Here is a 12,679-nt window from a genome sequence, read left to right on the forward strand (position 1 = left end):
CCTCGGAGACATCGGTGCTCACACTCAAACGCCTTCCCCAGTCGCTCCTGCTCGCCCTGTATGGCGGCGCCTTCCTGCTTCCCGCCCACGCCCAGGATACGGCTCCCACGGCGCCCATCCCGCCGGCCGCGGCCGCGGCCGAGGGCAGCAACATGCAGAGCGTCAGCATCGTCGGTTCGCGCCGCGTCGGCAGCTCGTCCGCCATCGATACGCCGGTGCCGGTCGATACCATTTCGATGACCAAGGCCACCGAACAGGGCGGCCAGTTCGACCTGGCCCAGATCCTGACCAACGTGTCGCCCTCGTTCAACTCGACGCGCCAGACCGGCGCCGACGGCGCCGACCTGGTCGACTCCGCCGCCCTGCGCGGCCTCGGGTCCGACCAGACCCTGGTGCTGGTGAACGGCAAGCGCCGCCACACCACGGCGCTGGTGAACCTGTTCGGCGCCCGCAACCGCGGCAATACCGGCACCGACATGAACGCGATTCCCGTCATGGCGATCCGTAACGTGCAGGTGCTGCGCGACGGCGCCGCCGCCCAGTACGGGTCGGATGCGATCGCCGGCGTCATCAACATCGAACTGAAGAAGAACCTGGGCTGCGAGCTGGTGACGGGCTTCGGCCAGTACACCGAAGGCGATGGCGACAACTACCTGGCCTCGGCCTACTGCGGCGTGGCCGTGGGTGGCGGCGTGCTGGGCATCACCGGCGAATACTACGACCGCGGGCGCTCCAACCGCGCCGAGGAAGGCAACCCGCGCATCATCGGCGACACCAAGTCGCAGAACAGCACCCTCTACCTGAACGGCGAATTCCCGGCGGGCCCCGGCAAGGCCTACGTCACCGCGGGCGTGCAGAACCGCGACGCGTCCTCGGCCGCCTGGGCGCGCGAAGGCATCGGCTCCGACGACATCCCTTCGCGCAACTCGGCCGCGATGTACCCGAACGGCTTCGTTCCCTTCATCAACGGCGACATCGACGACCGCTGGGGCACCGCGGGCTACCGCTTCAAGCTGGGCGAGTGGAACACCGACCTGTCGCAGACCATCGGCTACAACCGCATGCGCTACAACATCGCGAACACGCTCAACGCCTCGATCGCGAACCTCGACCTGAGCCGCGGCGGTCGCGGCATCAGCGCGCGCCAGTTCGACGCCGGCGGCTTCTCGTTCCGCCAGGCGACCACCAACCTGGACTTCTCGCGCTTCTATGAAGGCCTCGGCATGGGCACCAACATCGCCTTCGGCCTCGAGCACCGCCGCGAGAACTACAAGATCCGCGCGGGCGAACCGGGTTCCTACATCGACGCCGACGGCGTGGGTGTGGGCGGCAACGCCGGCAGCCAGGGCTTCCCCGGCTTCCAGCCGAGCGACGCGACCGACAGCGACCGCCACTCGAACGCCGCCTACCTCGACGTCGAGACCGACCTGTCCGAGCGCTTCAAGCTGCAGGCCGCGCTGCGCCACGAGCGCTATTCGGACTTCGGTTCGACCACCACCGGCAAGCTGGCCGGCGGCTTCAGGCTGGCGCCGACGCTGCTGCTGCGCGGTTCGGCCAGCACGGGCTTCCGCGCGCCGTCGCTGCAGCAGGTCTACTTCTCGTCCACCTTCACCGACTTCGTCAGCGGCCAGCCGCTCGACGTGGTGCTGGCGCCGAACGGCGGGCGCGTCGCCAACGCCGCCGGCATCCCGCGCCTGAAGGAAGAAGAATCGAAGAGCTACACGCTGGGCCTGACCTGGTCGCCGAGCCAAGCGACCTCGCTGACGGCCGACCTGTACCGCATCAATATCGACGACCGCATCGTGCTGTCGGGCCGCTTCGACGCCGACAACTACCCGGCCCTCGGCGCCACCCTGCAGCAGCTCGGCGTGGGCCAGGCCCAGTTCTTCGTCAACTCGGTCGACACCAAGACCGAGGGACTGGACGTGACGGTGTCGAACCGCGCCAGCGTGGGCGCGGGCCGGCTGAACACCTTCCTGGCGCTCAACTTCAGCAAGACCGAAGTGACCGGCGTGCACGCGCCGAGCGCCCTGCGTGGCTTCGAAGACGTGCTGCTGTCCGAGCGCGAACGCCTGTTCATCGAGGAAGGCGCGCCGCGCCGCAAGGCCACGCTGGGCTTCGACTACAGCCAGGGCAAATGGGAAACCGCGCTGCGCATCATCCATTTCGGTCCGCAGACCCTGGGCACCTTCTCGGGCCCGCCGGTGCCGAACCAGTACTACAAGGCGAGGACCTCGGCCGACCTGTCCCTCACCTGGTCTCTGAATGACAAAACCAAGTTCACTGTCGGCGGCACCAACATCTTCAACGTCAAGCCGAGCGAACAGGATCCGAACGAAACCGACAATGGCTTCAAGTACGAGAGCGTGCAGTTCGGCCTGAACGGCGCGGCCTGGTTCGCGCGCCTGGCGCACCGCTTCTGACGCGGCATTCCCGCACACAACAAGGGCCCCGCATGGGGCCCTTTTTTTTGTTGTACTGCGTATAATGCCTTGCATATTCCGTCGGCAGCAAGCGACGGCCACTACCCCCGCCGCTGCCGCGGCACACGCAAGGCCGCACGATGAGTACCGCTGTCAATACCCGCATTTCCACCGGCATCGCCGGCCTCGACGACATCCTCGGCGGCGGCCTCACGCCGCAGCGCATCTACCTGGTCGAAGGCTCGCCCGGCGCCGGCAAGACCACCCTCGGGCTCCAGTTCCTGCTCGACGGGGCGGCAAAAAACGAAAGCGGGATGTACATCACCCTGTCCGAAACCGCCGACGAACTGGCGGCGGTGGCGGCCAGCCACGGCTGGGACATCGGTGCGCTGTCGGTGTACGAACTGGCCGGCGACAGTGAGCTCGATCCGGATGCGCAGCAGTCGGTGTTCCACCCTTCCGAAATCGAACTGGGCGAGACCACCCGCAACGTGATGAACCAGATCGACGCGGTGCGGCCGGTGCGGGTGGTGTTCGACAGCCTGTCGGAGATGCGCCTGCTGGCGCAGAACCCGCTGCGCTACCGGCGCCAGATCCTCGCGCTCAAGCAGTTCTTCGCGGCGCGCGCCTGCACCGTGCTGCTCCTGGACGACAAGACCAGCGAGTCCGACCAGCACCTGCACAGCATCGCGCACGGCGTGATCAGCCTGGAGCAGATCGCCAAGGAATTCGGCAAGGAGCGCCGGCGCGTCAACATCATCAAGATGCGCGGCATCCGCTTCCGCGGCGGCTACCACGACTACCTGCTCGACACCGGCGGCATCACCATGTTCCCGCGCCTGGTCGCGGCCGAACACATACGCGACTTCGTCCCCACGGTGCATCCCACCGGTTCAAGCGGCATGGACGCCCTGCTCGGGGGCGGCCTGGTGCGTGGCACCAATACCCTGATGGTCGGCCCCTCGGGCATCGGCAAGACCACCCTGTCGACGCGCTGCCTGCTGAGCGCCCTGGAGCGCGGCGAGCAGGCCTCGTTCTACCTGTTCGACGAAGGCCTCGGCACCTTCTTCGCACGCAACCGCGCCTTCGGCATGGAACTGCGCGGCTACGTCGACAGTGGCCAGCTGCGCATCCACCACATCGACCCGGCCGAGCTGTCGCCGGGCGAATTCGCGCAGATGCTGCGCGACGCGGTGGAACTGTCCAAGGTCGGCTTCATCGTCATCGACAGCCTGAACGCCTACCTGCAGGCGATGCCGGGCGAGCAGTACCTGATCCTGCAGATGCACGAACTGCTGTCCTACCTGAACCAGCAGGGCGTGACCACGGTGCTGGTGCTGGGCCAGCACGGCATGATCGGCGAAGTGAAGTCCGATGTCGACCTGAGCTACCTGAGCGACAGCACGGTCCTGATGCGCTTCTTCGAGTCGAACGGCCGCCTGCGCCGGGCGATTACCGTCATCAAGAGCCGCACCGCCGAGCACGCGCTCACCATCCACGAACTGCAGCTGGGCGCCGACGGCATCCGCATCGGCGCGCCGCTGGAAGGTTTCGACGGCGTGCTGACCGGCCTGCCCAGCTACCGCGGCCAGACGCCGATGATGTCGGACCTGCCCCCCAATGTCGACGCCTGAGCGGCAGGACGAACGCATCCTGATCCTCGCGCCGCGCGGACGCGACGCCGAGGTCATGTGCGCCGTGCTGGCGCAGGACGGCGCCGGCTGCGCCATCATCCACGATTTCACCCAGCTGGCCACCGCCATCGGCGAAGGCGCCGGCATGGCCATCGTTGCCGAGGAAGCCCTGCACGGCGTCGATTTCGCCCCGCTGCAGGCCTGGCTGGCGGCGCAGGAGCCCTGGTCGGACTTTCCCTTCGTTCTCCTGCTGGGCAAGCCGGTCGGCCTGGCGGCGGGCGACGCGAGGGCGCGGCTGGAAGAGCTGGGCAACATCATCCTGCTCGAGCGCCCGCTCAACGCCCAGACCCTGCGCAGCGCGGCGCGTTCGGCGCTGCGCGCTCGGCGGCGCCAGTACGGGGCACGCGACCTGCTGGCCGAGAGCGCCGGCACGGCGGCGCGCCTGCAGCAGAGCCAGCAGGCCCTCCTGCTGCTCAACGAAACCCTCGAGTCGCGCATCGAAGAACGCACGCGCGCCCTGGCCCAGGCCAACGACCGCCTGATGAACGAGGTGATCGAGCGCGAACGTGTGCAGCAGGCGATGGTGCAGTTCCAGAAGATGGAAGCGGTGGGCCGCCTGACCGGCGGCATTGCCCACGACTTCAACAACCTGCTCAACGTGGTCCAGGGCAGCATGGACCTGATCCTGCTGCTGTCGAAAGACGAGGTGGCGCGCCAGCGCGCCGAGATCGCGCGCCGCGCCTGCCAGCGCGGCGGCAAGCTCACCAGCCAGCTGCTGGCCTTCGCCCGCAACCAGAACCTGGACCTGCGCCCGGCCGAGGTGGATGCCTTGTTCGACGGCGTGCGCGAACTGGTGGCCACCTCGCTCGGCTCGCGCATCGGCCTGCGCTTCGAGGTCGCCCCTGGCTGCGCACGCGTGTTCGCGGACGCCAACCAGATGGAGATGGCGCTGCTGAACCTGGCCATCAATGCGCGCGACGCCATGGATGGCAGCGGACTACTGCTGTTCGAGGCCGCGAACGCGGCGCCGCCGGAGGGCCTGCTGCCGCCCGGGGACTATGTGCGCATCGCGGTCACCGACAATGGCCCCGGCATGCCGCCCGAGCTGGTGAACAAGGTGTTCGAGCCTTTCTTCACCACCAAGGCGGTCGGCAAGGGCACCGGCCTGGGCCTGAGCCAGGTGTACGGCATGGCCCAGCAATCCGGCGGCGTGGCGCGCATCCTGAGCCAGCCCGCCGTCGGCACCACGGTCGAGATCTGGCTGCGCGCCTGGGACGGCGGCAGCGCCTTGGAAACGGCGCCGGCGCCGGCCGCGGCGCCCGAGACGGGACCGGGCTTCCATATCCTGGTGGTGGAAGACGACAATTTCGTGCGCGAGTCGATGGTGCTGTCGCTCGAAGCCTTCGGGCACGCGGTGACCCAGGCCGCCAGTGGCGAAGCCGCCCTGCGCGAACTGCAGCGCGGGCGCCCGGACCTGATCATCACCGACTACCTGATGCCAGGCATCACCGGCGCCGAACTGATGCTGCGGGCGCGCGAGGTCTTTCCCGGCATCCCGATGATCATCGCCACCGGCTATGCCGACATGCATGCGATCGATGAGGTGCTGGGCGACGACATCCTGCTACACAAGCCCTTCCAGCTGGCCGAGCTGGCCCGCAGCGTCCAGCGCGCGCTGGGCCGCGGCGGGCCTGCCGCGCCGCAGCACTGAGCCGTCAAGCGGTCGCGCCCTGCTCCAGCAGGCGCGCGCGGATTCCTTCTACGTAGGCGACGGCCGCCGCTTCGGCTGCACCCCGCGGCCGCTCTTCGCGCAGCTCGCGGTACAGGGCGATGCAGGTTTGCAGCGCGCGCAGGCAGTCGAGCGCGTCGTAGCGCGGGACGGTCGCCGCCAGCGCCGCGGCGAAAGCGGGGTCGCGGGTTTCGATCCGGCGCACGCCCTGGGGCCGGGCGCCGGCGCGGCGCAGGGCCAGCGGTCCCAGCACCGCCGAGCGGATAAAGGAGAGGAAGTCGATCGCCTCGAACAGCTCGCCGCGCCCGATCTTGCCGGCGCCGTAGTGCACCCAGATCCAGAAGCGGTCTTCGATCCAGGTGGGATCGGGTTGCGGATAGTGCGCCTCGCCCTGCCCCAGCGCTGCCGTGACGCGGCCGTCGCGCTCCCACAGCACGGCCGGATCTTCCACTCGCTGGTGGACGTCACCCAGCGCGACGAACTTCAGGTCGACGTGCAGCAGCGGCGCGTCGTACAGGCAGATCAGCAGCCGCGGCTCGCCCACGTGCTCGCCCGAGAAGGACGCCAGCAGGCTGCCCAGCCGGGCCGCGAGCGTGCCCCGCTCGCTCATCAGAGCCGCATGCTGGTCCGGCTCGGTGACGATCAACAGGTCGACGTCGCTGAACTCGTCCATCTCTCCGGTAAGCAGCGAACCGGCGCCGGCCAGGCCGACGATGCGGGGGTCAAGGCGCAGGACCTCGAGGGCGTGCTGGATGAACTGACGGTGCGCTGCAGGCAGGGTGGTGGGAAGGCTCATGGCATGCATCCTGGTTGAACTCTGCCGTATTGTACAGACACCGAGCCGGACGCCGTCCAAAACGCCGCTGTGCCACACTGGATCCATCAAGGTTTGGACTGTCCATCCGGGAGCACATCATGAACAACGAACAGAAATCGCAGGAGCAGCCGCAGGGCGCGGCTCAGCAAGGGGCGCCGCAGGGCGAGCAAGCGGCCCAGCCGCAAGGCCAGCAGAAGGCGCAGCAGCAGGCCGCCGCCGAGCTGGACGCCCTCGCCAACAAGAAGCCGGAAGACCTGACGCCGGACGAACTACGCCTGATGGCCGATACCATGCCGGGCGAAGGACCGGGCGACTGATATGTTCGTATTCTTCTCGAACAAACTCGGTTGCCTCGGCTCGATCGCGGTCTCGATCGTCCTCACCTTGGTTCTGCTGCTGATCTTCGGCGTGTTTTAAGAGCCTACTTCTTCAGCGAACGGACAAAGGCGAGGACCTCATCTTCCCGCCCCTCGCCCACCGCCTGGGCGGCGCTCTTGTCGCCCAGCGCTTCGCGTGGCTCGTCCATCCAGGCGCTGGCCGCATCGTCACTGCCCAGGATGCCGCGCACTTCGTGCATGACCGTGTAATAGGCCTGCGCCTTGCGCGACTGCTGGCCGAAACGCTCCTTCAATGCAGCAAAGGCGTCCGGCTTGATCGGGTCGTTGCTCTCCATGGCGCCGCTCCTTATTTGGTGACGGTGAGCAAGGAGCGCTTGCCGCCCTTAAACGAGTACAGGGTGATGGTGCCGTCGCGGATGTCGCCGCGCTGGTCGAAGGCGATCGGTCCGGTCACGCCCTTGTACTGGATTTTCGCCAGCACCGGCAGGTACTTGGCCGGTTGCGCGGAGCCGGCCTTGACCATCGCCTCGGCCATGGTCATGACGGCGTCGTAGGCATAGGGCGCGTTGATCTGGACGTCGATGCCGAAACGCTTCTTGTAATCGGCGCGGAACTTGTCCATGCCGGCGCGGGCTTCGCCCTGCACCCCGCCCGCTTCCGCACACACCACCTGGCCGTCCGTCATGGTGCCGCCGGAGAGCTTGTGGATCTCGTCCGAGCAGATACCGTCGCCGCCCATCATGCGCACGTTCATGCCGAGCTGCTTCATCTGGCGCAGCATCGGGCCGGCCGTCGCGCTCATGCCGCCGAAGAAGACCAGGTCGGGCTTGGTGGCGCGGATGCGGGTGATGATGGCGCTGAAGTCCGTCGCCTTGTCGTTGGTGAACTCGCGCGCCACGACGCTGCCGCCCTGCTGCTGCAGGCTGCGCGCGAACTCGGTGACCAGGCCCTGGCCATAGGCGGTGCGGTCGTCGACCACGGCCACGCGCTTGGCTTTCATGTTGCCGATGGCGTAGCGGCCCAGCGCCTGCCCCAGCTGCACGTCGTTGGCCACCACGCGGAAGGCGGTGTTGAAGCCCTGGCGGGTGTATTGCGGCGAAGTCGAGGAAGGCGAAATCTGCGGGATCCCGGCCGCATGGTAGATCTTCGAGGCCGGGATGGTGGTGCCCGAGGTTTCGTGGCCGACCATGCCGTTGATCCGGCCGTCGACCAGCTTCTGGGCCACGGCGGTGGCCTGCTTCGGGTCGCCGCCGTCGTCCTCGGCCACCAGCTCGAAGCGCACCTTCTTGCCGGCGATGACGGCGCCCTTGGCGTTGAGCGCCTCGATCGCCATGCGCGCACCGTTCTCGGTGTCCTTGCCGAAGTAGGCCACCGGGCCGGTCACGGCGGCCGCATGGCCGATTTTCACCACTTCCTGCGCCGAGGCCGTGCCGGCCAGTGCCACAGTCGCCAACAGGGCTGCTTGCTTCTTCATCGATTCCTCTTCAATTCGTCGGGCCGGGCCCGGATAGGCAAAACGGCCATTCTACCGTTTGCGCGTCCGGCCTGCCGGCGGGGCGCAGCACAAGTGTGAGAATTGGAGAGAATCCAAGGCGCAAACTCTTGTATCCTCCCCCGCTTGCATAAATACGAGGGGAGCCGGCACAGCCGAGCATCCCCCAGTTCACGGAGACCACCATCCTTACAATCGCTACACGCGCTGCCGTCCTCACGGCCGGCGCCCTGCTTTCCTGCCTCCCGGCCCAGGCCGAGCAGCCCTCCAGCAAAACCTCTGCCGCCACCCGCGTGCGCAGCAGCACCCAGCAGCACGAATGCCGGCGCCTGCGCACGGCCATCGTGGAATCGGAACAGTCGGAGCGGCGCATGCGCGCCGCGATGATGGAATCGGTGCAGCAGGACCTCCTCATCCTGCGCAAGCGCTTCCGCAGGCTGGGCTGCCAGTCCGGCGCCCGTGCCTGAGGCCCCGCCTACAGGGACTGTTCCCACATCAGGCGCCAGGTCGGACGCACCCGATAGACGGTCGAGCGTGCGAGCAGGCTGCTGCCCTCGTAAACCATGCGTTCCCGGTAGTCGCGCTGCAGCAGGTCGGCCACGGATAGCCGTAGGCGCGAGGCGGCGCCCTGCTTCCACACCGCATACAGGTCGAGCTGGCGCCTGGCGCCGGTATCGCTGAAGATCAGCGCGCTCGCACGGCTGGCTGCTGCTGCGCGGTAGCTCCAGGTACCGCCCAGGTCGGCCCGGCCGCCGAGCGCGGCGTAATCCAGCCCGAGATTGCCGCTGTAGGCCGGCTGGCCCTCCAGGCGGTTGTCCGGCCCGGGCACACTATCCAGCCGCGACCAGTTGCGCGCCAGGTTGACGCGTACCGACAGCGGTCCGCGGGTGGTCCGGCCTTCGAACTCGATGCCGCGCACGGTCGCGCCGCCGCCGTTCTCAGGCATGGAGGTCCAGACACCCCTGCTCTCGCTGATGCGCACGAGCGTGATGTCGCGGATGCGCTTGTGGAAGGCACTGATGCTGAGCATCGCGCCGCCGTCCATGTGGCGCTCCCAGGCCAGGTCGACCGCCAGCGCAAGCTCCGGGCGCAGCCTCGGATTGCCCTGCTGGTCCGGGTTGGTGGCGCTGTTGTTGTTGTCGACCGTGTAGCGTCGCGGCATGAGCTGGACGATGTTCGGCGCCTTGTAGGTGCGGCCCAGCGCAAAGCGGAACTGGTCGCGCGCGCCCCCTTTGCCATCCACCTTGCCCGGCTTGAACAGCGCCTGGAACACCGGGCTCCACGCGCCGGCGGCGACGTCGACCGCCGCATCCGCGTTGCCGGCGCCAGTCGTACGCAGGTCTTCGCGGCGCAGGCCGGCGTAGGCGGACCAGTGCTCGTCGATGTCCCATTCGTCCTGGATGAACAGCGCACTGCGCGCGACCGTTGCGCGGTAGTCCTCGTCGCTGGAGAACAGCTGGGCGCCGGCGGGATTGGCGTGGCGTTCGCGCCGGAATTCGCTGCGCTGCCTGCGGCCGAACTCCCAGCCCGCAGCCAGCGAATGGCTGCCCCACAGGGGGCGGCGCCAGCTGCCGCTGAAGTTCCATTCGCGCTCCCTCGGCCCGGAAGCGACGAAGTGGGATTCGAGCAGCCGGTCCTGCAGGTCCATGCCGCGATAGCTGAAGTCCGCCTCGCGCTGCATGTGAAAGCCCGCCAGCTTGGTGGACAGGCGTGCGCCGCCCTCGAACCTGCGGGTCCAGGCCAGGTCGGCATACAGGTGCAGCGGGCGTGTCTCGAAGTGCTGGGCGGCGTGCGGGAAGGCGGTGGGGCTGCCTGCCAGCGTGGTCTCGTCTTCGCGCTTGTGGTTGTCGATGTGGCGCCGGCGCACATAGCTCTGAGAAGTGATGCTGTCACGCGCCGTCGGCTGCCATGAGAAACGCGGCGCCAGTTCCAGCACGTCCTCGACCTGGCGGTCGGTCCATGCCGTGCGGCGCAGCAGGGCGGGATCGCTTCCTTCCTCGATGCTGAGGGCGGCGACCGGATTGACGGTGCGCCTGAAGGTGGCTGCCACGGTGTAGGCCAGGGTGCCGCTGCGGCCGCTGTGCTGCGCAAGCAGCTGGGGCGCCGCGCGGCCATCCACGAAGGCGCTGCCGGCCTTGAATTCATTGGCGCCGGCGCCTTTCGCCGGACCGGCGCGGCGCAGGATCACGTTGATGGCGCCGGCCATGGCCTGGCTGCTGGTCTCGGCCGTGGCGGCGCGCTGGATCTCGATGCGCTCGATCAGGTCGGGACTGATCGATTCCAGCGAAAAGCCGCTGGGCGCGGGCAAGCCATTGAGCAGGATCGCGACATGGCCGCCGCCCATCCCGCGCATGCGGATCGCCGCCTCCTTGCCGGGAACGGCGTCGACCGTGATGCCGGGCTGGCGTTTCAGTACCTCGGCCAGGCTGGCGTCGCCCTGGCGCAGGATTTCCTCGCGGCCGACGATGATGGCGGTGGTGGTCGACTGCGCCCGGCCGTTGGCGGCGCCGGCCGTGACGAGGACCTGCTGCATCGTTTGCGGGGCAGTCTGGGCGCTGGCGCAGGCGTGCGCCGCCAGCAGCAGCGCGCAGGCGCTGCAGGTTCGGATCGTGTGCATGGTGTGGATGTGGTGTAGGTGGTGATGGTTTAGCGGTCGTGCGCTTGCTGCTGCGCGGCAGCGCCGCCTTCGGCGACCCAGGCCATCAGGCGATCCAGCACCGCCCTCCCCTTCTCGGCCTGGGGATCGTTGATGAAGGCCGCCACGGCCCATTCCTGCCCGTGCAGGTCGCGCACGTAGCCGGCCAGGGCGGCAACATCGCGCAAGGTGCCCGTCTTCAGGCGCGAATTGCCGGCCGCTAGAGTCGCCTTCAGGCGATTCTTCATGGTGCCGTCCAGCGCCGCGATCGGCAGGCTGGCGGCGAACTCGGGCTGCCAGCGGCTCGCCGCGGCACGCTTCAGCAATGCGGACAAGGCTGCTGGGCTGATCCGTTCATGGCGCGACAGCCCGGCGCCGTTCTCGATGACGATGCCGGCGGGATCGACACCCTGCGCCACAATCCAGTCGAGGACGCGGCCGCGCGCGCGTTCGAGCGTCGGCCGAGCTTCACCCGCGCTGGAAGTGGCGCCCATGGTCAGGAGCAGCAGGCGCGCCTTGACCGCATCCGAGTTCTTATTGACGGTGCGGACCGTCTCGGCCAGCGTCTCGAACCGGCGCTCGACCAGCATCTGCGCTCCGGGCGGGACCCTGCCTGCGCGCACTTTGCCGCGCCACTGCCCGCCCATTTCCTGCCACAGGGCGCGGACCAGCCGTTCCAGGTACTCGTCGCGCTCGAGCGTCGCCAGGTCGACGGTCTTGCTGCAGTGTCGTGGAAAGGAGCCGGTCAGCACGATCTGCAGGCCGTTGTCGGCCCGGGCCTGCACCAGCGGCTGGCGCCAGGTGTCGCTCCAGTCGGCGCAGGGCCGGTCGTCCAGCGTCATCCGGTTCAGCACGCGCACCCCGGACAAGGGCGGCGTAGCCTGCACGCGCAGCGTCGATGCATCGGAAGACAGCGTGTAGCTGATCAAGCCGTCCGACACCATCAGGGCGTCGGGAATCACGTTGTACCACGCGTCCGGGGTGTCGTCGAAGGGCGCGGCGCCGATATCGGTTCGGGACGGCTCGAACAGGGACCGGTCCAGCACCAGGTCACCCGTGATGGAGACGATGCCCTCGTCGCGCACGCTGCGCAGCATGGCGCCGAGCCGCTCCCAGGTGAGATTCGGTTCGCCGCCGCCGAGCAGGTACAGATTCCCCTTCAGCGCGCCGTGCGCGGGCGGGGCGTCCGACAGCAGCGCCGTGCGCCAGCGGTATGCGGGGCCCAGGGTATCCAGGGCGGCCAGGGTCGTGACCAGCTTCATGGCCGACGCGGGGTTGACGCTTCGGCGCTCGTCCAGCCCATGCGCAGGGGCCGCGGCTGCGCCCAGGGGCTCGATCCGGTAGCTCAGCGCGCCGGCCGGGATCTCCTGGCGCGCCAGCTCCTGCATCACGGCGGCAGGCACCGGGTCGGCGGCCTGCGCCGCCAGGGCGAAGAGCACGCAGAAGGCGCCGGCGGCACGCAGCAAGGAAGGGACAAGCATGGGCATGGTGGCCTCTCGGGTAGTAGTAGCGGCCATTCTGCGCAGCGCCGTGGCGCCCTGCCATCAACTATGTGACGAATGCCGGGTTCCGTGTGATGGCCGGGCCCGGCGGCGGTCTTGGCGGCGATGG

At 68.5% G+C, this 12,679-nt stretch carries 10 protein-coding genes; 5 read left to right on the top strand and 5 right to left on the bottom strand.

Annotation, left to right across the window (positions count from 1 at the left end; translation table 11 throughout):
• Nucleotides 1-14: 14 nt before the first annotated feature.
• From LK542_RS10825 to LK542_RS10835, 3 genes are all read left to right on the top strand, one after another.
• Nucleotides 15-2,423 (top strand): TonB-dependent receptor domain-containing protein, encoded by a 2,409-nt coding sequence (locus LK542_RS10825; protein ID WP_227811906.1) that lies wholly within the window; start codon nucleotides 15-17, stop codon nucleotides 2,421-2,423.
• A 140-nt stretch (nucleotides 2,424-2,563) separates the two neighbouring features.
• Entirely contained in the window at nucleotides 2,564-4,057 is a 1,494-nt protein-coding gene (locus LK542_RS10830; protein WP_227811907.1) for an ATPase domain-containing protein, read from the top strand.
• Nucleotides 4,044-5,768, top strand: coding sequence for a response regulator (locus LK542_RS10835; RefSeq protein WP_227811908.1), 1,725 nt, complete (start codon nucleotides 4,044-4,046; stop codon nucleotides 5,766-5,768). The genes LK542_RS10830 and LK542_RS10835 overlap by 14 nt, the downstream gene beginning before the upstream one ends.
• Before the next feature lie 4 nt (nucleotides 5,769-5,772).
• Here LK542_RS10835 and LK542_RS10840 read toward each other — a convergent pair whose 3' ends face one another.
• Nucleotides 5,773-6,582 (bottom strand): nucleotidyltransferase domain-containing protein, encoded by an 810-nt coding sequence (locus tag LK542_RS10840; protein WP_227811909.1) that lies wholly within the window; start codon nucleotides 6,580-6,582, stop codon nucleotides 5,773-5,775.
• Nucleotides 6,583-6,701: 119 nt separating this feature from the next.
• On the opposite strand from LK542_RS10840, the gene LK542_RS10845 reads away from it, so the two are divergent.
• The gene (locus LK542_RS10845) at nucleotides 6,702-6,920 is read left to right on the top strand and encodes a hypothetical protein (protein WP_227799227.1); all 219 of its coding nucleotides are present in this window, start codon (nucleotides 6,702-6,704) and stop codon (nucleotides 6,918-6,920) included.
• 104 nt (nucleotides 6,921-7,024) lie between these two features.
• Here LK542_RS10845 and LK542_RS10850 read toward each other — a convergent pair whose 3' ends face one another.
• Complete coding sequence (locus tag LK542_RS10850) at nucleotides 7,025-7,276, bottom strand: hypothetical protein (protein ID WP_227811910.1); 252 nt, start codon at nucleotides 7,274-7,276, stop codon at nucleotides 7,025-7,027.
• An 11-nt stretch (nucleotides 7,277-7,287) separates the two neighbouring features.
• A complete protein-coding gene (locus LK542_RS10855; protein WP_227811911.1) occupies nucleotides 7,288-8,415 on the bottom strand; it encodes a branched-chain amino acid ABC transporter substrate-binding protein in 1,128 nt (375 codons plus the stop codon).
• A 311-nt stretch (nucleotides 8,416-8,726) separates the two neighbouring features.
• On the opposite strand from LK542_RS10855, the gene LK542_RS10860 reads away from it, so the two are divergent.
• Nucleotides 8,727-8,900 carry a hypothetical protein gene (locus LK542_RS10860; protein WP_227811912.1) on the top strand — a complete coding sequence of 58 codons (174 nt, stop codon included), beginning with the start codon at nucleotides 8,727-8,729 and terminating at the stop codon, nucleotides 8,898-8,900.
• An 8-nt stretch (nucleotides 8,901-8,908) separates the two neighbouring features.
• On the opposite strand, the gene LK542_RS10865 is transcribed toward LK542_RS10860, so the two are convergent.
• Nucleotides 8,909-11,050 carry a TonB-dependent siderophore receptor gene (locus LK542_RS10865; protein ID WP_227811913.1) on the bottom strand — a complete coding sequence of 714 codons (2,142 nt, stop codon included), beginning with the start codon at nucleotides 11,048-11,050 and terminating at the stop codon, nucleotides 8,909-8,911.
• Nucleotides 11,051-11,079: 29 nt separating this feature from the next.
• Nucleotides 11,080-12,555 (bottom strand): D-alanyl-D-alanine carboxypeptidase/D-alanyl-D-alanine-endopeptidase, encoded by a 1,476-nt coding sequence (gene dacB / locus LK542_RS10870; RefSeq protein WP_227811914.1) that lies wholly within the window; start codon nucleotides 12,553-12,555, stop codon nucleotides 11,080-11,082.
• Nucleotides 12,556-12,679 lie beyond the last annotated feature (124 nt).

Origin of the sequence: Massilia sp. IC2-477, assembly GCF_020707265.1 — a bacterium.
GTDB lineage: Bacteria > Pseudomonadota > Gammaproteobacteria > Burkholderiales > Burkholderiaceae_D > Telluria.